The 20,276-nt window shown below is 62.7% G+C and carries 20 protein-coding genes; 11 read left to right on the top strand and 9 right to left on the bottom strand.

Annotated elements, in window-relative coordinates; genetic code table 11:
- Nucleotides 1–159: 159 nt before the first annotated feature.
- The 3 genes from AC6CH8_RS15240 to AC6CH8_RS15250 all read left to right on the top strand — a co-directional run bounded on the left by AC6CH8_RS15240 (nt 160) and on the right by AC6CH8_RS15250 (nt 5,078).
- The gene (locus AC6CH8_RS15240; RefSeq protein WP_498191374.1) at nt 160–1,560 is read left to right on the top strand and encodes an IniB N-terminal domain-containing protein; all 1,401 of its coding nucleotides are present in this window, start codon (nt 160–162) and stop codon (nt 1,558–1,560) included.
- A gap of 153 nt (nt 1,561–1,713) precedes the next feature.
- Nucleotides 1,714–3,606 carry a dynamin family protein gene (locus tag AC6CH8_RS15245; protein WP_498191375.1) on the top strand — a complete coding sequence of 631 codons (1,893 nt, stop codon included), beginning with the start codon at nt 1,714–1,716 and terminating at the stop codon, nt 3,604–3,606.
- Complete coding sequence (locus tag AC6CH8_RS15250) at nt 3,603–5,078, top strand: dynamin family protein (protein ID WP_498191376.1); 1,476 nt, start codon at nt 3,603–3,605, stop codon at nt 5,076–5,078. The genes AC6CH8_RS15245 and AC6CH8_RS15250 overlap by 4 nt, the downstream gene beginning before the upstream one ends.
- 12 nt (nt 5,079–5,090) lie before the next feature.
- On the opposite strand, the gene AC6CH8_RS15255 is transcribed toward AC6CH8_RS15250, so the two are convergent.
- Nucleotides 5,091–5,693: a hypothetical protein gene (locus AC6CH8_RS15255; protein ID WP_498191377.1), complete on the bottom strand. Its 603-nt coding sequence runs from the start codon at nt 5,691–5,693 to the stop codon at nt 5,091–5,093.
- 6 nt (nt 5,694–5,699) lie between these two features.
- Nucleotides 5,700–6,140 carry a PLD nuclease N-terminal domain-containing protein gene (locus AC6CH8_RS15260; RefSeq protein WP_091470504.1) on the bottom strand — a complete coding sequence of 147 codons (441 nt, stop codon included), beginning with the start codon at nt 6,138–6,140 and terminating at the stop codon, nt 5,700–5,702.
- 87 nt (nt 6,141–6,227) lie between these two features.
- On the opposite strand from AC6CH8_RS15260, the gene AC6CH8_RS15265 reads away from it, so the two are divergent.
- A complete protein-coding gene (locus tag AC6CH8_RS15265) occupies nt 6,228–6,539 on the top strand; it encodes a DUF4229 domain-containing protein (RefSeq protein WP_091470505.1) in 312 nt (103 codons plus the stop codon).
- 63 nt (nt 6,540–6,602) lie between these two features.
- On the opposite strand, the gene AC6CH8_RS15270 is transcribed toward AC6CH8_RS15265, so the two are convergent.
- The 5 genes from AC6CH8_RS15270 to AC6CH8_RS15290 all read right to left on the bottom strand — a co-directional run bounded on the left by AC6CH8_RS15270 (nt 6,603) and on the right by AC6CH8_RS15290 (nt 10,953).
- Complete coding sequence (locus AC6CH8_RS15270; RefSeq protein WP_498191378.1) at nt 6,603–7,484, bottom strand: 1,4-dihydroxy-2-naphthoate polyprenyltransferase; 882 nt, start codon at nt 7,482–7,484, stop codon at nt 6,603–6,605.
- Between the two features lie 61 nt (nt 7,485–7,545).
- Complete coding sequence (locus tag AC6CH8_RS15275; protein ID WP_498191379.1) at nt 7,546–8,685, bottom strand: AMP-binding protein; 1,140 nt, start codon at nt 8,683–8,685, stop codon at nt 7,546–7,548.
- Between the two features lie 7 nt (nt 8,686–8,692).
- The gene (locus tag AC6CH8_RS15280) at nt 8,693–9,643 is read right to left on the bottom strand and encodes a 1,4-dihydroxy-2-naphthoyl-CoA synthase (RefSeq protein WP_420178909.1); all 951 of its coding nucleotides are present in this window, start codon (nt 9,641–9,643) and stop codon (nt 8,693–8,695) included.
- Nucleotides 9,644–9,664: 21 nt separating this feature from the next.
- A complete protein-coding gene (locus tag AC6CH8_RS15285; RefSeq protein ID WP_420178908.1) occupies nt 9,665–10,102 on the bottom strand; it encodes a VOC family protein in 438 nt (145 codons plus the stop codon).
- Nucleotides 10,103–10,224: 122 nt separating this feature from the next.
- Nucleotides 10,225–10,953, bottom strand: coding sequence for a CPBP family intramembrane glutamic endopeptidase (locus AC6CH8_RS15290; RefSeq protein WP_498191380.1), 729 nt, complete (start codon nt 10,951–10,953; stop codon nt 10,225–10,227).
- 51 nt (nt 10,954–11,004) lie between these two features.
- On the opposite strand from AC6CH8_RS15290, the gene AC6CH8_RS15295 reads away from it, so the two are divergent.
- Genes AC6CH8_RS15295 through AC6CH8_RS15305 form a run of 3 tightly spaced genes read left to right on the top strand, consistent with a single transcriptional unit; the run spans nt 11,005 to nt 13,546 of the window.
- Complete coding sequence (locus tag AC6CH8_RS15295) at nt 11,005–11,949, top strand: metal ABC transporter substrate-binding protein (protein ID WP_498191381.1); 945 nt, start codon at nt 11,005–11,007, stop codon at nt 11,947–11,949.
- The gene (locus AC6CH8_RS15300) at nt 11,946–12,680 is read left to right on the top strand and encodes a metal ABC transporter ATP-binding protein (protein ID WP_498191382.1); all 735 of its coding nucleotides are present in this window, start codon (nt 11,946–11,948) and stop codon (nt 12,678–12,680) included. Before AC6CH8_RS15295 ends, AC6CH8_RS15300 begins: the two co-directional genes overlap by 4 nt.
- A 2-nt stretch (nt 12,681–12,682) precedes the next feature.
- Nucleotides 12,683–13,546, top strand: coding sequence for a metal ABC transporter permease (locus tag AC6CH8_RS15305; protein ID WP_420178904.1), 864 nt, complete (start codon nt 12,683–12,685; stop codon nt 13,544–13,546).
- A gap of 6 nt (nt 13,547–13,552) precedes the next feature.
- On the opposite strand, the gene AC6CH8_RS15310 is transcribed toward AC6CH8_RS15305, so the two are convergent.
- Nucleotides 13,553–14,416, bottom strand: coding sequence for a DUF4097 family beta strand repeat-containing protein (locus AC6CH8_RS15310; RefSeq protein WP_498191383.1), 864 nt, complete (start codon nt 14,414–14,416; stop codon nt 13,553–13,555).
- Nucleotides 14,416–14,928, bottom strand: coding sequence for a histidine kinase (locus AC6CH8_RS15315; protein WP_498191384.1), 513 nt, complete (start codon nt 14,926–14,928; stop codon nt 14,416–14,418). The genes AC6CH8_RS15310 and AC6CH8_RS15315 overlap by 1 nt, the downstream gene beginning before the upstream one ends.
- A 203-nt stretch (nt 14,929–15,131) precedes the next feature.
- Between AC6CH8_RS15315 and AC6CH8_RS15320 the strand changes: the two genes are divergently transcribed.
- The 4 genes from AC6CH8_RS15320 to AC6CH8_RS15335 all read left to right on the top strand — a co-directional run bounded on the left by AC6CH8_RS15320 (nt 15,132) and on the right by AC6CH8_RS15335 (nt 20,086).
- Nucleotides 15,132–16,814, top strand: coding sequence for an ABC-F family ATP-binding cassette domain-containing protein (locus tag AC6CH8_RS15320; RefSeq protein ID WP_498191385.1), 1,683 nt, complete (start codon nt 15,132–15,134; stop codon nt 16,812–16,814).
- 118 nt (nt 16,815–16,932) lie between these two features.
- Nucleotides 16,933–17,280: a molybdopterin oxidoreductase gene (locus AC6CH8_RS15325; protein WP_091471083.1), complete on the top strand. Its 348-nt coding sequence runs from the start codon at nt 16,933–16,935 to the stop codon at nt 17,278–17,280.
- Nucleotides 17,280–19,748 (top strand): nitrite reductase large subunit NirB, encoded by a 2,469-nt coding sequence (gene nirB, locus AC6CH8_RS15330; RefSeq protein WP_498191386.1) that lies wholly within the window; start codon nt 17,280–17,282, stop codon nt 19,746–19,748. Before AC6CH8_RS15325 ends, nirB begins: the two co-directional genes overlap by 1 nt.
- Nucleotides 19,745–20,086 (top strand): Rieske (2Fe-2S) protein, encoded by a 342-nt coding sequence (locus AC6CH8_RS15335; RefSeq protein WP_498191387.1) that lies wholly within the window; start codon nt 19,745–19,747, stop codon nt 20,084–20,086. Before nirB ends, AC6CH8_RS15335 begins: the two co-directional genes overlap by 4 nt.
- Nucleotides 20,087–20,276: the final 190 nt, after the last annotated feature.

Genomic DNA, 20,276 nt, shown 5'->3' on the forward strand with positions numbered 1-20,276 from the left:
TCCCCTAACGGAAAACCACACCATCCCCTAACGGTGCGGGAAGCGGTAGGGGGACCACACCCGATGCCCGGTGGCCAGCCCCGGCAATACGTTGAATGCAAGCCCGGCAAAGGCGCCGGGCGAATCCTTTTCCATCACAGAATTTGAGGGAGCACTCCAATGCCAACACTCGCACAACAGCTCGTGCAGTTCCTGATGAGCCTGTTCAACGATCCTGATGCCGCTGAAGAATTCGTCCGGGATCCCGAAGCAGCCCTCGCCGCAGCGGGTCTGCGCGACGTTTCTTCGGCCGACGTCGACGCCGTCCGCCCGGTGGTCCTCGACTACGCACCCATCAACGCCCGTTCGTCGTTCGACCGCGAATACAACACCGGCGGCAACAACGCTTCCACTGGCGGGGGTGGCAGCTGGGGTGGACACGACGACGATGATCACGACGGTGGTGGACACGGCGGCGGCGACCACGGCGGCGGCGACCACGGCGGCGGCGGCGGTGGTGGCTGGGATGGCCATGACGGCGATGATCACGACGGCGGCGGACACGGTGGCGGCGGCGGTGGCTGGGATGGCCATGGCGGCGATGATCACGACGGCGGCGGACACGGTGGCGGCGGCGGTGGCTGGGATGGCCATGGCGGCGATGATCACGACGGCGGCGGACACGGTGGCGGCGGCGGTGGCGGCGACTGGGATGACCACGCACATGCCGTTCAGCAGCTGGTCCACGTGGTGAACAACTACTCGTACACCACCACCATCGACGACCGCGACACGATCACCGACCAGTCGGTCAACCAGAACATCTGGGCAGACGGCGATGTTACGCAGCTCTTCAACCAGGACGCTGTGGTTGCCTCGGGCGACGGTGCGATTGCTGCCGGCGACGATGTGAAGGATTCCGGTAACACCAGCACAACGACCACCAACACTGATGACCATTCAACGGACAACTCGGTGAATATCAGTGAATCGGGTCCCGGTGACGTTGAGGTTGGCAACACGGACATCGAGGTCAAGGATTCGTTCAACGACGATCACTCCGTAACCAAGGACTCCTACAACACCGATGTAGACGTGGACGTTGACATTGAGGATTCCTTCAACGAGGACAACTCCGTGGACAATTCCCACACCAACATCCACAACACGGATTCCTTCAACAAGGACTCCTACAACAACGAGACCGAGCTGGAAGTCGGCGACGTGGACGTGGAGTACACGAACATCGAGAACTCCACCATCATCAAGGACAACGAGGTGGAACTGGAGTACACCAACGACCACTCCACCAACGTGGAACTGGAAGATGTCCAGGTCAACTACGACTCCACTGTCATCCAGGACAACGAGCTGGAGATCGACAACTCCAAGGAGATCGACGTCGAAGATGTCCAGGTCAATTACGATTCCACGGTTATCCAGGACAACGAGGTGGATGTCGAATACACCAACGTGGAGGACAACACGGTCATCGCCGACAACGAGCTCGATGTGGACGTCGAATACAACGACATCGACGACTCGATCGTCGTGGCCAAGAACGATGTGGAAATCGACTAGCACCAAAAAAATCCAGACGTCGTAACGATCCAAGACACGACGTTTACGAACACCCCAGCAATGCCCGGCAGGCGCCAAGCGTCTGCCGGGCACTTCGTGGCCTCAACGGCGAGGCGGCAGAGCAAAGGACAAATGGTGGCGGAAACAGGACACATGACCACGTTGGTTGAGCAGGGCATGGCGCTGGTGGGGGACCGGAACGACCTTCGGCGCCGACTGGAAAATACCCTCAACCGCTTGCGGGATCCCAGCGTTCGCGTGATGGTGGTGGGTGAGTTCAAACAGGGTAAGAGCCAGCTCATCAACGCTTTGGTTAACGCACCTGTGTGCCCGGTTGATGACGACATTGCCACCTCCGTCCCAACGGTCGTACGTCAGGGGGACCCGGCGTCGGCCGTTGTCCTTGTCCCCGGCGAGCACGGTACGGACCCGGAACGGGACGCAAGCGGGCCGGAAGGCGGACTGGAACGGCAACCGGTGGAGCTGGAGCACCTTGCGGAATACGTCTCCGAAAAGGGCAACCCGGGCAACACAAAGAACATCGTTGCGGCCGAAGTTTCCCTGCCACGAAAGATTCTGGCGGGCGGACTGACAATCGTGGACTCTCCAGGCGTTGGAGGTCTGGGCTCAACACACACTTTGACCACGCTGACTGCCCTGCCATCGGCGCACGCCATGGTGTTTGTGACCGATGCTTCCCAGGAATTCACCGAGCCCGAGATGCGGTTCCTTCGCCAGGCGATGCGCATCAACCCCAACGTCCTGTGCGTGCTGTCCAAGACCGACCTTTATCCGAGCTGGCGCCAGATTGCTGACTTGGATAGGAGGCACCTGGCCGATGTCGGGCCTGATATTCCCCTGTTTCCGGTGTCCTCGGAGCTGCGACTCCACGCAGCGCGGCTGCAGGACCCCGAGCTGAACACCGAATCAGGGTTTCCGGCGTTGATCGCCCACCTGCGGAACAACATTGTGGGCGGGGCGGCAAGGATTCAACGCAAATCCGTGGGCAACGACCTGTTGACCGTCAGTGAGAACCTCAGGCTGGCGCTGCAGTCGGAGCTGGAAGCCCTTGAGAATCCGGCGGGAACTCCGCAGATGATCGCTGGCCTGAACGCGGCCAAGGAAGACGCCGACGCGCTGCGCAAACGCTCCGCGCGTTGGCAGATAACCCTCAACGATGGCATCGGCGACCTCATCGCCGACCTGGAATATGACCTAAGGGACAGGCTGCGCAGGATCCAGCGCGAGGCCGAAATTGCCATAGATCAAGGAGATCCCGGGCCAGCGTGGGAGCAGTTCACACAGTGGCTGGAACAGAGCACGGCCGCAGCGGTTTCGGATACTTTCGTGTGGACCAGCGAACGTGCCCAATGGTTGGCCACGCATGTGGCGGAACACTTCTCCGAAGATGAGGTGGCCCTCCCCGCGTTGAAGGTAGCCGACACCGGCGGCGTGCTGGACCCCGTGGCTGACATCCAGGACATGGAAGACGGGCGCCTCGGGCCTCTGCAGAAGGTGCTGATCGGGATGCGCGGGTCCTACGGTGGCGTGCTGATGTTTGGCCTGCTAACCGGCATTTTCGGGATGGCCCTCATTAATCCGCTGTCCGTAGGAGCCGGCCTGATGCTGGGCCGGAAAGCCTACCGGGAAGACAAAGAAGCCAGGCTCAAGCAACGGCAATCAGAAGCCAAGGTCCTGGTCCGCAAGCATGTTGACGATGTTGTGTTCCAAGTGGGCAAGCAGCTCAAGGACAGGCTGCGGCTGGTCCAACGGGCCACACGGGACCACTTCACGGAGATCGCCGAAGAACACCACCGTACTCTGACGGAATCCGTGGCGGCCGCGCAGAAAGCGGCTGCTACCTACGCCGTGGAGCGGGACACGAGAATCAAAGAAATACGGAACCAGCTCAAGGTAGTGGATGCCCTGGCCAAAGCTTCTCAGCAGCTGCAGGAAGAGCCGTCCGTCCCGCAGACCGGCCCCACGCCCCAGGCCAAACCCGCCACCCAGGCCAAAACAGCACCGTCCTCGGTGCCGGCAGGATGATCGAGTCGGGGATCGCCGGAGTCGCGGATCTGCTCCGGCAAGCACGGGAGGCCTTCCACGACGACGCAGCGGCGCTCGCAGTGGTGGATGAGCTCCAGGGCAGGCTGGAAGGGCCTTTGCGAATAGCAGTGGCAGGCATGGTTAAGGCTGGCAAGTCCACTCTCCTCAACGCGATCATCGGGGAGGAAATCGCACCCACCGACGCCGGGGAATGCACCCGGATCGTCACGTGGTACCGCTACGGGCACACGCCAAGGATCACGCTCCATCCGATCGTCGGGGAGCCATTAGCGCTCCCTGTCACCCGCGAAGACGGCCGGCTGGTCTTCAACATGGGGGATATCCGGGCCGAGGACGTGGAGCGGCTGGTGGTGGACTGGCCATCTGCCAGCCTGCGGGAGCTTACCCTGATTGATACCCCGGGCATCGCCTCGTTGTCCCAGGATGTGTCAGGCCGCTCCACGGAGTTCCTCCTCCCCGAAGATGCCCCCATGGCCGCCGATGCCGTCATCTATCTCCTGCGGCATCTCCACTCCTCCGATGTCCGGTTCCTGGAATCCTTCAAGGACAACGCCGCGGGTCAATCAGGGACTGTCAACGCCTTGGCGGTCCTGTCCCGGGCGGACGAGATCGGCGCGGGAAGAATTGATTCCCTCATTTCCGCAGCAGTGATCGCCGATAGATACAGCCGGGACCAGAACCTCAAGCCCCTTGCCCTGGGTGTTGTCCCGGTTGCCGGTTTGCTGGCGCAAAGTTCGCGGACCATGCGCCAGACCGATTTCGAAGCCATGAAACTGTTGGCGCAAATGGACAGAAACCAGAGGGAGAGGCTGATGCTCTCAGCGGACCTCTTTGTCCGGTCCACCGAGCCCGAAGGTTTGGGCCGGGCGGCCAAAGCGTCCCTCGTGCAAAGATTCGGCCTGTTCGGAATACGCCTTGGTGTTGCCCTGATCCGGGGTGGCATCAGCAATCCGACGGAACTTGCCCATGAGCTGGCACGGCGCAGCGGCCTTGGCCAGTTGCTCGACAACATCGCTTTTCTTTTCCAAACCCGGGCGGAGGCACTCAAGGCGCGTGCCGCCGTCGTGGGTTTGGAAGCACTGCTGCGCACTTCGCGCAGAGATGTCGCGCTGCTCCTGGAAACCAACTTGGAAAGGCTTCGAACGGGCGCCCACGAGTTCCGGGAATTGAAACTTCTGGCAACGCTCCGGACCGAAGGCCTAAGCCTGACCCCGGAGCAATCAGCAGAGGCTGAGCGGCTGGTGGGCGGCCGTGGCAGTACGCCACCGCTGAGGTTGGGCCTGGATGCGGAGGCAAGCCCGGAGCAGATCAGTGAGGCAGCGCGAAACAGCCTGAACCGTTGGCGGTTGCTCGCGGAGAACCCGCTCACTGCGCCGGCCGCGCTTGAAGCGTGCCGTGTAGTCCTTCGCAGTTGCGAGGGGATGTTGGCCGCTATTCCCGCCGTTCGCTAAGGAACCCGTTCGCTAAGGAACCCGTTCGCTAAGCAGCCAGGTGGTGGTGGAGGGGAGAAACAGCAGGATCAGGGCGGCTGCGGCCAGGATGAATTGGGCCGCCAACAGCACGATCGTCAGGACACCGTCCGCGCCGGGGGCCACCACGAAGTCGGCGGTAATGACAGTGACCACCGCATGGAGAAGGACCAACGGGGCAAGGGCCCAGCGAGCCCAGATGCGGCGTTTGAAGAGGACCGCCAACAGGATAGCTTCCATGGCTACTACCAGGGCGAGCATGGTGAGGCTTCCCAGGAACACGACGGCGGTGGCTCCCTCCACTGCGTCAGCGTCGCCGTCGGGGACCATTCCTCCGATGACGCCCTTCAGGCGTTCGAAGTGGGAATCGCGGCCGAGAAAGCCTGTTACCACGACGGCGATTCCGGCCACGAAGCTGGCCACCCAGAGAGTGCGGGACAAGCGTGCAGGTCCGGGAGGACGAACAACCGCCGCTATGGGCGGCGGCGTGGACAGGGAAATACCTGGGCGTGGGGGCGGTGCGGAGGGTGATGCGGGCCCGCTGACTGATGGTGTGGAGGAGGGTGACTGCCGTGATCCATCAGCTTGCTGGGCCATTTTTGCCTACTTCAGCTCGTCCGTGTCATGGGGATCCGGCTCGCTGCGCTTGGCGTCGCCCGGTTTGAAGCCGTTGTTTTTGGCGTCGCCGCTGCCATCGTTTGGCTTGTCGCCCGTATCGCTGTCCTTGGCGTCATGGTCTGCCTTGAGCTTCTTCAGGCGATCCTCTGCAGCCTGGTTACGGCGTCGGGTTTCCAGGTTGCGCAGGAATTCGGGGTCGTCGTCCGGGGCTGTGGGCTGGCGGCGTACGGGCTTGGCAGTGGGCTTGCCGTAGGGCCGGCCGAAAATGAACCAGAGGATTGCTCCCAGCAGCGGCAGGAGGATCATCACGATGATCCAGGCGGGCTTGGATATCCCGCGTGTTTGGTTGCCGTCCGTGCGGATGACGTCCACCAGGGCATAGACGAAGATGACTAGAACAATAACGACGCCTACAACCCGGAGCATGCACCAAGTCTAGTCGCCTGAAGCCGATCACTGGACGCCCTGTTCCGGCTGTGATCAGAGTGCAACCATCCGGGCGGCTAAACTTGGATGGTGGCTTTCCTGAAGTATTCCCTCATCCGTCTGGCGCTGTTCGTGCCGTTGTTCGTGCTGTTCGCCTTTTTGGGGGTGGGCTGGATCCTCGCTGTGGTCTTCGCCGGGCTGATTGCCTTCGCTATCAGTTACCTGTTCTTCCAGAAACAGCGCGACGCCGCCACGGCAGCCATGCGCGAGCGGTTCTCCGGGCGGGCCAAGCCCATCCGTACTGCCGGTGAGGTTGAAGACGCTGCCGTCGAGGACGGCTTGGTGGAGAAGAACCCGGACATCGCCGTGAACAACGACAAACGCCCTGGCACTGCCTAGAACTTTTTGTGTACAAGTAACGCCCCTAAGAAAGCTTCTTAGGGGCGTTATTTGTACAAAAACTCAGAAGCCGCGGCTCAGGATCAGTCCCAGCGAGAACAACAGGCTGTAGCCGAGGTTGATCATGCCGGTCTGCTTGAGAACCGGGATCAGGCTCTTGCGCTTCTTGCCGTTCACCATGAGCCAGGCCGGCATCAGGCAGGCCGGAATCAGCAGCAGCACGATCAGCATCCACGGCTTGGTGGGCGCCAGGACGATCACGAGCAGGATGGCCACGGCCAGCATCAGGACGTAGCTTTCGCGGGCGTGCCGGTCACCCAGCCTGACGGCCAAGGTTCGCTTACCTGCGGCCGCATCAGTCGGGATGTCCCTGACGTTGTTGGCCATCAGCAGTGCACAGGCAATGAGTCCGGTGCCGATCGCACCGATGACCGCGGCGAGGCTGACCTGCCCGGCCTGGGTGTAGGTGGTTCCCAGGGTGGCCACGAGTCCGAAGAATACGAACACAAAGACGTCGCCCAGGCCCAGGTAGCCGTAGGGGTTCTTGCCGCCGGTGTAGCCCCAAGCCGCCATGATGCAGCCGATACCTACCAGGATCAGCCACCATGCCTGGGTGATGATCACCAGAATGAGGCCGCAAACCATCGCCGCCCCGAAGAGGGCAAAGGCAGCCCACTTCACCTGCTCCGGCTTTGCGGCGCCTGAACCGACCAAACGGAGGGGGCCCACGCGGTCCTCATCCGTGCCGCGGATGCCATCGGAGTAGTCGTTGGCGTAGTTCACGCCAACTTGAAGCAGGAGAGCCACAAGTGCTGCCAGGATCGCGTTCGGCAGCCGGAAAGCCTGGAGCTCGTACGCCGCTGCCGAACCGATGAGGACCGGCGCGATGGCCGCGGGCAGTGTGCGGAGCCGGGCTCCTTGAATCCATTGTGCAGCTGTCGCCACGTGTAGTACCTCGTGTATTTCGCGGTTGATCTTAGTCAGGGGGCGGGAGGGAAGAACTTGTCTATTGTCCCTGATGCAGCTCGGAAAGCCGGTCAATCATGGACATACGGTCCGGCTTTCCGTTGGGAAGCATCGGCAAAGCCTTGTCAGCGAACACGGTTTTGGGCGCCAGGACACCCAGTGATTCCTCCCGGCGGGCCGTGAATCCCTTGAGGCCCGCAGGCGACGGATCAGTGACGGCAACGTAAGCCGCCACAGCTTGGCCCCATTCCCGCGACGGGAGGCCGGTTACGAAAGCCGCGGTGACGCCGTCGAGCTCTTCCAGCTTGCCTTGGATATAAGCGGCGGAGGCTTTGACGCCTCCGGTGATGATCACGTCATCGGCGCGGCCCAGCACTGTGAGCTTGCCGTCGTCGGACAGCGTGCCAAGGTCGCCGGTGATGTACCAGCGGACGCCGTCTTCCTCGAAGAATGCCGCTTTTGAGGCGCGGGCGGCGTCCAGGTAGCCCGCCGCCACGGTGTCGCCACCCAGCAGGATGCGGCCTTCCAGTTCGCCTTCACCGATGCGGACCTCGACGCCGTCCAACGGCTCGCCGTCGTAAACGCACCCGCCGCACGTCTCGGCTGAGCCGTAGGTGGTCACCACCTTCAGCCCCTCGGCGTGGGCGGCGGCAAGGAGCTCAGCAGACGCCGGCGCACCACCCAGCAGGATCGCGTTGAAGCGGCGCAGCACGGCCAGGGTTTCCGGCGCGGGGGAGTCGAGGAGCCGCCGCAGCTGCGTGGGCACCAGGGAGGTAAAGCGGATCTTGTCAGTCAGTTCCTCGGCGGCGGCCGTGAAGGCTTCGGGCGTGAAGCCGTCCGACTGATCCATGACCCACGGACGCGTGCCTGCGTAGAGCGAGCGGACCAGCACCTGCACACCCGCAACATACTGCAGCGGGAGTGCCAGCAACCACTGTCCTTCGCCACGCAGGGCCACGGCGGTGGAAACAGAGGAAGCTGCGAGGGCATCGATGGTCAGTACGGTTGCCTTGGGCGTCCCCGTGGAACCGGAGGTGCGGACCAGCACAGCTGCCTCTTCGACGCCGGTCTCCACGGGAACAGCCTGCGGCTCGCCGTTTTCATCCATCACGATTTCGACGGCGGGTCCCTCGCCATGGAGGGCGGCCATCAGGGCTTTCAAAAGGGGATCGATGTTCACGGTGGTCCTAGAAGTAGTAGGGGAAGTTGGACCAGTCGGGGTCGCGCTTCTGGAGGAACGCTTCTTTGCCCTCCACGGCTTCGTCAGTCATGTACGCGAGACGGGTGGCTTCACCGGCGAAGACCTGCTGGCCGGCCAGGCCGTCGTCGGCCAGGTTGAAAGCGAATTTGAGCATACGGATGGCCTGCGGGGACTGGCGGGCGATGTCCGCTGCGTACTCCAGAGCAACTTCTTCGAGGCGGGAGTGGTCAACTGCCTCGTTCACGGCGCCCATCCTGACCATGTCCTCCGCGGAATATTCGCGGGCCAGGAAGAAGATTTCCCGTGCGGCTTTCTGCCCGATCTGGCGGGCCAGCAGCGCAGAGCCGTATCCGGCGTCGAAACTTCCTACGGTTGCGTCGGTCTGCTTGAACTTGCCGTGCTCCCGCGAGGCGATGGTGAGGTCGCTGACCACGTGCAGCGAGTGGCCGCCGCCGGCAGCCCAACCGTTGACCACCGCGATAACCACCTTGGGCATGGTCCGCATGAGCCGCTGGACTTCCAGGATATGGAGGCGGCCGGCGCGGGCAGGGTCGATGGTTTCCTGTGTATCCCCCTCGGCGTAGCGGTAGCCGTCCCTGCCACGAATCCGCTGGTCGCCGCCGGAGCAGAACGAGTGTCCGCCGTCCTTCTCAGAAGGTCCGTTACCTGTGAGGAGGACTGTGGCGACGTCCGGCGTCATACGGGCGTGATCCATTGCCCGGTAGAGCTCGTCCACGGTGCCCGGGCGGAACGCGTTGCGGACCTCGGGCCGGTTGAAGGCGATGCGGACCGTGGGGAGGTCCTTGACTGTGCCGTCCGTTGAACGCTCAACCTGCCGGTGGTAGGTCATGTCCTTGAAGTCGTCGAAGCCGGAAACTGTGCGCCAGCGTGAGGGGTCAAAGACGTCGGAAACCTTGGCAGGGAGTTGGTTGTTCACAGTCCGAGTCTAGTAATGGCCTTAGCTGATGCAGAACTCGTTGCCCTCGGGGTCGGCCATGGTGTGCCATTCGTGGGGTCCCTGATTGGCGGTCCACAGGTGCTTGGCACCGCGGGCTTCGAGCTGTTTCCGCACGTCATCCTTGTCCCGGCCGTCCAACCGGACGTCCCAGTGCACCCTGTTCTTTACCGATTTTTCGTTGCGATCAGTCTGGAACAGGATCCGCCGGCCGGTCTTGGGGTCCGTGTCTTCGGCGGGTACGATCGCACAGCCCTCCGCCCACACCAGCTTGCCGTTGTGCGTGATGGTCTGGTCCTCGGTGGCGTAGCCCTGCTCGATCATGGAACGGATGAATGCCTCGTCCTGCGGCTCGACGTTCCACTCGAGGGTCTCAGCCCACCAGTCGGCGAGGTCGTGCGGCTTCTTGCAATCGACTACTACCTGGATGTTGAGTGTCATGCTCTACAAGCTATTCCGACGGCGGGTGGCTGGGTAGGGGGTTGCGGTCACCTTCCGTCCGGGTTCCCAAGTAGGTCGCATTTAAGCGCGTTTTGGGCGCTCAAAACGTGCTTAAGTGCGACCTAGTGGGGGAGGAGTTCGGGCGGTACCGCGTAGATCAGGACGACGGCCATGAGGTTCTTGGCGGCGTGCACAAGGTAGGAGAACATCAGGTTCTTGCCCGTCCAAACGTAGACAGCCACCAGCACCACGGCCATTCCCAGGTACGGGGCCAGCGCAGACAAAGCGAGTCCTTCGCGACCCACTACATGGATGGACGAGAACACCACCACGGAGATCACGCAGCAAACCCAGATGTTCAGGTATCGCGACAACTTGCCGATCAGGAGGTGCCGAAAGAGATATTCCTCCACGAACGGACCAAGGATGACCAGCAAAGGCACCATCAGCCACGCCGGCACGTGTTGCAGCATGCCTTGGATGCCCAGTTGGTTCTCGGAGCTTTGGGCGGTCCCGAAGGCCGCCACCAGAAGGGCTGTGAGAATCAGCATGACCACCAAGGTCAGGGGGACCATGCCCAGCGTGAACGACGGCCGGGTCCCCAGGATCCGGAGGTCACGGCCCACCACCCGCCAGGCAGACGCCACCGCAAATATTCCGACGCCGGCATAAAAGATCGCGTTGACGGCATAGGACGCTGTTGCCGGGTCAGAAAACAGCTCAAGCATCAGCCGGTTGAGCGTCTGCCCAGCCAGCAGGAAGTAGGCGGTGAAGCCCACATATGCTGCCACGGCGATGGCATCCAGGGCAGTGAATTTGTACAAAGGTGCCTTGGTGGAAAGAGTGCCCATGTGACCAGCCTAGCTTTGCTGCGTGGGCCATGCTTGGCTACACTTTTCGGTATGCCTAACTTTCCGTTTCGGCGCGCCAAAGATGTCCGCCGTTTCGCTGCTGTCCTGACCGCGATCGCCCTTGCCTTGGGAGTCTCCGCCTGTGGTGGGAACTCCTCTGCGGGAGAAGATGACAAGCCCGTGGTCCTCACTACTTTCACCGTCCTGGCAGACATCGCCAAGAATGTTGCCGGAGATAAGCTCCGCGTCGAATCCATCACCAAAGCCGGAGCTGAGATCCACGGCTATGAGCCAACCCCGGGTGACATCCGGAAAGCCGCCCAAGCCGATCTCATCCTGGACAATGGCCTCAATCTGGAAGCGTGGTTTTCCCAGTTCGTGGAGGACCTCGACGTACCGCACGCAGTAGTGAGCGACGGCGTGGACGTCATGCCCATCGCCGAGGACTCCTACCAAGGCAAGCCGAACCCGCACGCCTGGATGTCGCCCAAGAACGTCCAGATTTACGCAAGCAACATGGCCAAGGCCTTCGCCAAGCTGGACCCTTCGCACGCTGCCGAATTCGAAGCAAACGCCGAGGCCTACAACGCCCAACTCCAGACCGTGCAGGACGAGATGGTGTCCAAACTGTCCGTACTGTCGGAGAAGCAGAGGGCGCTGGTCACCTGCGAAGGAGCGTTCTCCTATCTGGCCCGCGACGCCGGCCTCAAAGAGGTCTACATCTGGGCCGTGAACGCTGAGCAACAGGCAACGCCACAGCAGATCACCCGGGCAATCGAATTCGTTAGAGACAACCAGGTTCCGGCGGTGTTCTGTGAATCCACAGTGTCAGACGCCCCGATGCAACAGGTAGTTGGTGCCACCGACGCCAAGTTTGGCGGGACTCTCTACGTCGATTCCCTTTCCGAAGCGGACGGACCCGTTCCCACCTACCTTGACCTCATGCGTCACGACGCCAAAGTCATCACCACTGCACTCACCGGAGGAACGCCATGAGCACTCCCGCGATCGCTGTTGAGAACGTCACCGTCCATTACGGCGAGGTCCTGGCCTTGGACTCTGCGTCCCTGAGCCTGGAACATTCGCGGATCTGCGGGCTGGTGGGCATGAACGGCTCCGGCAAGTCCACCCTGTTCAAAGTCATCATGGGCATGGTGAAGCCCGATTCCGGCAGGGTGCTCATCAACGGCCAACCCCCGGTAAAGATGCGCAAGGACGCCGGCATCGGTTACGTTCCCCAAAGCGAAGACGTTGATTGGGCTTTCCCCCTGTCGGTCCGGGATGTGGTGATGATGGGCCGCTACGGGCATTTGGGATTCACGCGCCGGCCCCGCAAAGCGGACCGGGACGCCGTCGACCATGCCTTGGAACGCGTGGAGCTGAACGAGTACGCGGATCGGCAAATCGGGCAGCTTTCCGGAGGGCAAAAGAAGCGGGCCTTCGTGGCCCGGGGTATCGCCCAAGGTGCCACCATGATGCTGCTGGACGAGCCGTTCGCGGGCGTGGACAAACGCTCTGAAGCCACCATCACCAGGCTCCTCCGCGAGCTGGCCGACAACGGCGCCACCATCCTCATCTCCACCCACGACCTCCATGCCCTGCCCCAACTATGCGACGAAGCTGTGTTGTTGATGCGCAAGGTGCTCATGCATGGAAGCCCGGACACAGTGCTCCAACCGGAAAACCTGGCCATGGCTTTCGGCCTCGACGTCATGAACAGGGATTAGCCATGGAATTCCTACTGGAACCCCTCAGCTACGACTTCATGGTCCGTGCCCTGGCAACAACAGCCATCGCTGCCGTGGTCTGTGCTGTCCTGAGCTGCTGGCTGGTCCTCATCGGCTGGTCCCTCATGGGCGACGCCGTCTCGCATGCTGTGCTTCCCGGCGTCGTGCTCGCATACATCGTGGGGGCGCCGTTCGCGCTCGGCGCGTTGGTCTTCGCCCTGATCGCGGTGACGTTGATTGGGGTAGTTCGCAATACAAGCCGCGTGAAAGAAGACGCAGCGATCGGGATCGTGTTCACGTCGCTCTTCGCGTTGGGCTTGGTGCTGATCTCCGTGACCCCGAGCCAGACCGACCTTAACCACATCATCTTCGGAAACCTGCTGGGGGTCAGTCTCCCTGACCTTATCCAGGTGGTGGTCCTGGGTGTCGTGGCCTTTGCGATCCTGATCCTCAAACGCCGTGACCTCACGCTCTATGCCTTTGACCCTACGCATGCCCACGCGATCGGACTGTCACCCAAACGGCTCGGGGCCCTGCTCCTGGGGCTGCTGGCACTGACCTCCGTGGTGGCACTCCAGACCGTGGGCGTGGTGCTGGTGGTGGCCATGCTGATCATTCCAGGCGCCACGGCCTACCTGCTGACCGACCGTTTTTCCCGGATGCTGGTCATTGCCCCGGTGATCTCCGTGGTGTGCTCCGTGGCCGGCATCTATCTCAGCTACTACCTGGACACGGCGTCGGGAGCCATGGTGGTCCTCACCCAGGGCGTGGTGTTCGGCGCGGTATATCTATTCAGTCCGCGGCAGGGGTTGATCGGTACGCGACTCGCGAAGGCCCGCCGGAAGCGGGCCGTCGCCACGGTGTAGCCATGCCTACCGGGCGCTGACGGGTGATCGGGTCACCGCGATGTCGCCATAAGCGTTGCGGGCGCGGATCTCCACCTTGTCCGCGGTGTCGCCCGGCCCGTTGGTGGCTTGAAGGGCATTGCGAACGCGCCCGTATTTGGTGTTGAGGTCCAGCCACGCGGCCGTGCCTTCACGCACGCCGACGGCCAGTGTGCCGGCAGCGGTCTGAACCGTAAGGCTGCCGGCGGCCACTTCGCCCACCGTGATGTCACCGCTGGAGGTTTTGACGGTAGTGGAAAGCCCGGCCCGCTCCAGCGAAATGTCGCCATTGGCTGCGCTGACGCTGATTTCGCCGGAAGCGTGCGCGATGTACGTGCTGCCGTTGCCGTTTTTTACGGTGGCAACACCGTCGATGTGACGGATTCGGATTTTGCCTGAGCCGGTCTTTATCCTGGACCTGCCCGAGGCGTGCTCCACCGTGATGTCGCCCATGTCGGTGTGCGCCCGCAGTTCGCCGCAGTGATCGATGCTTATGTGGCCCAAGTCGGTCCTTAGGTCAGCAGCGCCGAATTCGCCGTCACAGCGGAGGTCTCCCATTGCGGACTTCAGTTCCAGGCTGCTGCCTACGGGAACCTCCACGGTGATCTCCACCGCGCCGCCGTCGCTGAACCAGCTGTGGCGGAAGCCGGGGTGAAGCCTGACCTGCAGGCGGCCGTCCGAATAGTCCACAGTGGTTTGCTCAGCCATCCTGACGTCCAGGCTTCGCTTTTCCTTACGGGGCCGGACGTTGACCACCGTGTCTTTGCCTTCACGCGCAACTGTCCAGATGTCGGCACGTACGGAAACGTCAACGACGACGGCGATCGGCTGCGGTGTCTGGAAGGTTGCCATTAGCGTGCCCATCCTGTGAAGTTCTGCTCGCCGGGTTCGCCCCGCGTAGCGCGTTTGCTTGGGGAGCGTCCGTTGAGGGCGTCGGCGACGGCCCGGACCAGCCAGGAGTTCACGGACAGGCCGTCATGGCTTGCTGCTGCCTCGACCTGCTGCTTGAGCTGGTCCGGAAGGCGGAGCGTGGTCCGTGAAGTACTGGCGCCGTCGAAGTCTTCTGACGCTATGGTGCCCCGTATGGACTGTTCGATCATTGCCTCGAAGTCGTTGTCGCCGGGCGGGTTGCTGACCACGAATTCGGGGTCACGGCCTCGGAGCCTGACCTCCACGGAGCCGGGCGCCAGCTCCAGGGTGATTTCGTTGGCGGCGTCGGAAAGGGCCTCGAGGAGGACTAATCGTACGGCGGATTCGAGCGCCGCGGTGAGTCGCTCACTGAGGGCCCGCGCTTCCGGGCCGCCGGCCTCGGCCGCGGTTTCCAGCTGGTGCTTGAGAGTGGCGACGTACTGGTTTAGCTGCATGACACCATTTTGACGCCACTATGGTGTCGGGTCAATGGATTCCGGAACCTTTTTGGTGTCATTTGTGGTGTCTTGGCTTGACGGAACTCCTGATGCCGGGCAGTCTGGAGCGATGAAGTCTTGAGCGCAGCCCTTCTTCCCGGCTGCATCCCCAGTACACACCCGGCCTTTTGCCACCCACTGCGGACCTGCGAGGACTCCTCTTGACTGACCACCTTCACCTTTCCGGCGTTTCCCACGGCTACGGGGACCGCGAACTTTTCCACGCCGTTGACCTCGCCATCCACCACGGCGAACACGTGGCGATCGTCGGCGAAAACGGTGCCGGCAAATCCACCCTGCTCCGGCTCATGGCCGGCGTTGAAACGCCCGACGACGGCACGGCAGGTTTATCAGGCAACCCCGGCTACCGCGTGGGATACCTCGCGCAAACGCACGGTTTCTCCGAGTCTCTCACCGTGGGAGACGCCATAGACACTTCCTTGGCTTCCCTGCGTTCCTTGGAGGCGCGCATCCTGGAACTGGAATCCGGCCTTGCCGACGCCGACTCCGAAGAACTCGAGCTCTACGGAAGCCTTCAAACCGAATACCAACTCCGTGAGGGCTACGCTGCCGAGTCCCGGGTGGAAGCAGCGCTGGACAAGCTGGGGCTGGGAGGCCTGGACCGCCGTCGAACGCTTGGATCTTTGTCCGGAGGCGAGCAGGAGCGGGTGGCGCTCGCCTGCCTGCTGGCCGATCCAGCAGAAGCGTTGCTCCTGGATGAGCCCACCAACCATCTGGACGCGAGCGGCACGGCCTGGCTCGAATCGCGGTTGGCCGCACATCGCGGGACGGTGGTGGTGGTCTCGCACGATCGTGTCCTGCTGCGGAAGGTCGCCACCACCATCATCGAGGTGGACGCTGACCGTCGGTCCGTGAACCGCTACGGCAACGGTTACGAAGGCTACTTGCGGGAGAAGGCCGCCGAACGGTCTCGGTGGATCCAAGAGTACGAGCAATGGCTCGATGCCATGGCCGCCGAACGACTCCAAGCCGCCACCGTTGCAGACGGTATGGGTTACGGCCGTAAACGCGACAACGACAAAATGGGTTTCGACTTCAAAGCGGGAACGTGGCAGCGGGCGGCGGCCAGCAAGGTTCGCAATGCTCAGGAGAGGCTCCGCAGGCTCGAGGACAATCCGGTGGACCGGCCGCCCGTGCCGCTGAAACTGGCAGCACCGCTGGGAGTTACAGCTTTGGCGGCGTCCGAACCCGCGCTGGAAGCTCACGGCATCAGCGCCCCCGGCCGGCTCCAGCCCACCCACCTCAGGGTCGAAGCCGGACAAAAAGTGCTCATCACCGGTCCTAACGGTGCGGGCAAATCCACGCTGTTGTCCATCCTTGCCGGGACGCTGGAGCCAGCCACCGGGTCTGTCACGGTGAACGGCAGGGTGGGTTACCTGCAGCAGGAACTTGAGGTGCCCGCCCGGCCGGGGCTGCGCCTGCTTCCTGCGTTCGCTGCGGGGCTGGGTGGGAACATTGACGAACACGCTGAGGGCTTGCTGCGGCTGGGGCTGTTCCGGCCCGCTGAGTTCCACGTTCCCGTTGGAGGTCTTTCAGCCGGGCAGCAGCGTAGGCTCGCCCTTGCACGACTCCTTCTGGGCGGCTACGACACCATGATCGTGGACGAGCCCACCAACCATTTGGCGCCGGTGCTGGTGGAGCAGTTGGAGGCAGCGCTCGCTTCCTTCGAAGGAACCTTGGTGATTGTGAGCCACGACCGCGCCCTGGGCGAGTGGTTTGACCGCTGCGCACGTGCCGATGTCGCCGTCGAACACCGCAGTGGTCCCGTCGGCACGGGCGGACACTGGGTGCGGTACGGGATGCAGGGCGGCGAATTGCTGTAGCTCGTGAGGCGCCCGCAAAGGGATCGTTACTCCCAATGCTGCAGGCCGAAACACAGCGGCGAGCGTCTTGAAACACGGGCGGAGCACCATGGAAGGAAGCCGGCCGAAAGGAACTTCCGTGATCTCCAAGAACCTCTTCCTCCAAGGCATCTACGCGTTCGAAGGCATCGGCATGGAAAAGCCGGTCCCGTTGCACAGCGAGCTGGCGCACTTTGTCCCGGACGGTGTCGTGAACCAGACGCTGTACTTCCGCGGCGGCAACTCCAGTCCCGAGCTCATCACGGTGGTCCTCATGCGCGACGGCGTGCCCATGCGCTACTTCCCCATCGGAGCCAAAAGCGACGTCCACGTTCCGCTCAGGGTAGTGGAGGACATTGAAGGGGGTTCCATGATTGAGCTGTATATCGTGGCACCTGCCGGCGTCAGGGGTTCCGTTGTGGTGGACCTCGGAATGGTGGAGCACTGATGCGCCGGCGGCTTGTGGTCATTGGCAACGGAATGGCTGGCGCCCGGGCCGTGGAGGAAATCCTGGCCAGGGGTGGCGCGGAGCTCTTCGACATCACCATGTTTGGCGACGAACCCTATGGGAATTACAACCGGATCATGCTCAGCCATGTCCTGTCCGGCGAGGAGAGCGATGCGGACATCTTCCTCAACGCTCTTACTTGGTACCAGCAGAACAACATCACCTTGCATGCGGGTGTCCGGGTTGACCGCATCGACAGGTTCAGCAAACACGTCTTTGCCGCGGACGGCCGCGTGGAACCCTACGACGACCTGATCATCGCGACCGGCAGCCGCTCGCACTTGCCGCCCATGGAGGGTGCCTATGCCCCCAGTGGCGCTGTCAGGCACGGTGTCTTCACGTTCAGGACCTTGGACGATACCCGGAAGATGATTCAGTTCGCCAACAACGAGCACCATAGCCGGGCAGTGGTGATCGGCGGCGGCTTGCTGGGGCTGGAAGCAGCCCACGGCCTGCAGGCCTACGGCTTGGATGTCGCGGTGGTCCACTCGGGCGGGCATCTCATGAATGCCCAAATGGGGCCCGACGGCGGTGCAATACTGCGGCGGAGCGTCGAGGCGCTGGGCATCGAAGTGCACACGGGAAGCCGGACGACGGCGATCCTTGGTAGGGAGCGAATCACCGGAGTGAGCCTGCGCGATCAACCCGACCTCGATTGCGACATGGTGGTGGTCACCGCAGGCATCAGACCCAACGTGGATGTCGCCGTCGTGAGTGGCCTGGCCGTGGAGCGGGGCATTGTGGTGGACGACCGCCTACGCGTCATGGATGAAGAGGACATCTACGCAGTAGGGGAGTGTGTGCAGCATCGCGGCGAGGTGTACGGACTGGTGGCGCCACTGTGGGAGCAGGCCGCCGTGCTGGCCGATCAGGTCACGGGGGTGGATCGTTCATCGGTGTACTTAGGCTCCCGGACCGCCACCAAACTGAAGGTCGCCGGCGTCGATGTTGCGTCCATGGGGCTTGCCGGCCCGGAACGGGAGACGGATGAACACATCGTGTTTTCGGAGCCCAGCCGAGGGGTGTTCAAGTCGATCGTCATCCGCGACAACAAAATGGTGGGTGCCACGTTGCTGGGGGATAGCCGGAAGGTGGCCTACCTGACCCAGGCTTTTGATCAGGGCTTACCCCTCCCGGAGGAGCGGCTCTCGCTGATGTTCGATCTCGGCTCACCGGGTGCAGAGGAGAGCGTGGCCGAGCTGGCTGACAACGCGCAGGTCTGCAACTGCAATGGGGTTTCCAAAGGGGCTCTTGTTGCTGCGGTGAAGGGTGGCTGCACCTCGATGTCGGCGGCCATGGACGCCACCCGGGCCGGAAAAGGCTGCGGCTCGTGCAAGCTCATGGTCAGCCAGGTGGTGGAATGGGCCGCGGGTGGGGCTGTGGAGGAGGACCCGGCAGCGAGCTACTACGTTCCAGGGATTCCGCTGGACAAGCCCGCCCTGATGGCTGAGATCCGGGCCAGGGGGCTGCGGTCCGTTTCCCAGGTGTTTTCCGCTCTCGCCCCGGGACGGCTTGAGGACGCTAAATCGAAGATGGCCCTTGCGTCCCTCCTGAAAATGATGCTCGCCGATCAGTACGTTGACGAACGCGACGCCCGGTTCATCAACGACCGCGTGCACGCCAACATCCAGCGCGACGGCACGTTCTCCGTGGTCCCGCAGATGAAGGGCGGGGTGACGTCGGTGCAGCAACTCCGGAGGATTGCCGACGTCGCTGAGAAACACAGCATTCCCATGATCAAGCTGACCGGCGGACAGCGGATCGACCTGCTGGGGGTGCCCAAAGAGGACCTGCCTCAAGTTTGGGCTGATCTGGACATGCCGTCCGGATACGCCTACGGCAAGAGCTTCAGGACCGTCAAGACCTGTGTCGGCAAGGACTATTGCCGGTTTGGAACTGGTGACTCAACCGGCTTGGGCATTGGACTGGAATCCCGTTTCCAGGGAATTGAGGCACCGGCCAAGCTGAAACTTGCGGTGTCCGGCTGTCCGCGCAACTGTGCGGAGTCGCTGGTCAAGGACGTCGGCGTAGTGGCGGTGGAAGGCGGTCGGTGGGAGATCTATGTGGGCGGAGCGGCCGGCGCCCACATACGTAAAGGAGACTTGCTGGTCACCGTGGATACACCCGAAGAGGTCACCCTCCTGGCAGGCCGGTTCATGCAGTACTACAGGGAGAACGCCAACTGGCTCGAACGGACGTACGCCTTTGTGCCCCGAGTGGGCATCGAGCATCTTCGCAGCGTCATCCTGGAGGACTCCGAGGGCATCGCCAGTCGTTTGGACGCCGCCATGCAGGCCTCGGTGGATGCCTATGCCGATCCATGGAGCGAACGCGATGATCCGCTCACGCCGGGCCAGTTCCGGACTTCTTTGCCGCTGACCGTGCTGCCGCAGGTGCCGGTCCGATGAGCGCCCAGTCCGTGCCCGCCGTCGAACCGAACGTTCAACGCGTCTTAGGGCCTGTTGACCAAATTCCGTTCGGCGAGGGAAGGGCCTTCGGAGTGGACGGCGAGCAGGTCGCGGTGTTCAGGTTACGGGACGGATCGCTGCGGGGAGTGTCCGGCGTCTGCCCGCACAAAGGCGGCCCGATAGCCGACGGCACAATCGACCACAACGTGGTCATCTGTCCCCTGCACCAGCACGCCTTCGAGCTGGCAACCGGGTGTTCCACCACGGGCACCAAGCCGTTGCGCTCTTACGGAGTCTTCGCAGATGAGGCCGGGAACATCGTGCTGAAGTGGACCTGAGAGGCGCTTTTCCACAGCCCCTTGTTGCCTGCGTCACGGGCATTGGGGTTAATCCCGTAAGATAGACGGGTTGCGCGAAGCTTCGGCGTTCTGCGTTCTTTGTCACACTTCGGGCCCTCTAACGGGGAAAAGCTCGAATTATGTGTGCCAAAGAGGCCCATGTTCCGGCATGGGTGTAACACCTACAGCA

It is taken from the genome of Paenarthrobacter sp. GQ52, assembly GCF_059759005.1.

Excerpts from the sequence above, each read along its gene's own strand:
- AC6CH8_RS15240 (WP_498191374.1), top strand. The coding sequence starts at position 160 with ATGCCAACACTCGCACAACAGCTCGTGCAGTTCCTGATGAGCCTGTTC.
- AC6CH8_RS15245 (WP_498191375.1), top strand. The coding sequence starts at position 1,714 with ATGACCACGTTGGTTGAGCAGGGCATGGCGCTGGTGGGGGACCGGAAC.
- AC6CH8_RS15250 (WP_498191376.1), top strand. The coding sequence starts at position 3,603 with ATGATCGAGTCGGGGATCGCCGGAGTCGCGGATCTGCTCCGGCAAGCA.
- AC6CH8_RS15255 (WP_498191377.1), bottom strand. The coding sequence starts at position 5,693 with ATGGCCCAGCAAGCTGATGGATCACGGCAGTCACCCTCCTCCACACCA.
- AC6CH8_RS15260 (WP_091470504.1), bottom strand. The coding sequence starts at position 6,140 with ATGCTCCGGGTTGTAGGCGTCGTTATTGTTCTAGTCATCTTCGTCTAT.
- AC6CH8_RS15265 (WP_091470505.1), top strand. The coding sequence starts at position 6,228 with ATGGTGGCTTTCCTGAAGTATTCCCTCATCCGTCTGGCGCTGTTCGTG.
- AC6CH8_RS15285 (WP_420178908.1), bottom strand. The coding sequence starts at position 10,102 with ATGACACTCAACATCCAGGTAGTAGTCGATTGCAAGAAGCCGCACGAC.
- AC6CH8_RS15290 (WP_498191380.1), bottom strand. The coding sequence starts at position 10,953 with ATGGGCACTCTTTCCACCAAGGCACCTTTGTACAAATTCACTGCCCTG.
- AC6CH8_RS15295 (WP_498191381.1), top strand. The coding sequence starts at position 11,005 with ATGCCTAACTTTCCGTTTCGGCGCGCCAAAGATGTCCGCCGTTTCGCT.
- AC6CH8_RS15300 (WP_498191382.1), top strand. The coding sequence starts at position 11,946 with ATGAGCACTCCCGCGATCGCTGTTGAGAACGTCACCGTCCATTACGGC.
- AC6CH8_RS15305 (WP_420178904.1), top strand. The coding sequence starts at position 12,683 with ATGGAATTCCTACTGGAACCCCTCAGCTACGACTTCATGGTCCGTGCC.
- AC6CH8_RS15310 (WP_498191383.1), bottom strand. The coding sequence starts at position 14,416 with ATGGCAACCTTCCAGACACCGCAGCCGATCGCCGTCGTCGTTGACGTT.
- AC6CH8_RS15315 (WP_498191384.1), bottom strand. The coding sequence starts at position 14,928 with ATGCAGCTAAACCAGTACGTCGCCACTCTCAAGCACCAGCTGGAAACC.
- nirB (WP_498191386.1), top strand. The coding sequence starts at position 17,280 with ATGCGCCGGCGGCTTGTGGTCATTGGCAACGGAATGGCTGGCGCCCGG.
- AC6CH8_RS15335 (WP_498191387.1), top strand. The coding sequence starts at position 19,745 with ATGAGCGCCCAGTCCGTGCCCGCCGTCGAACCGAACGTTCAACGCGTC.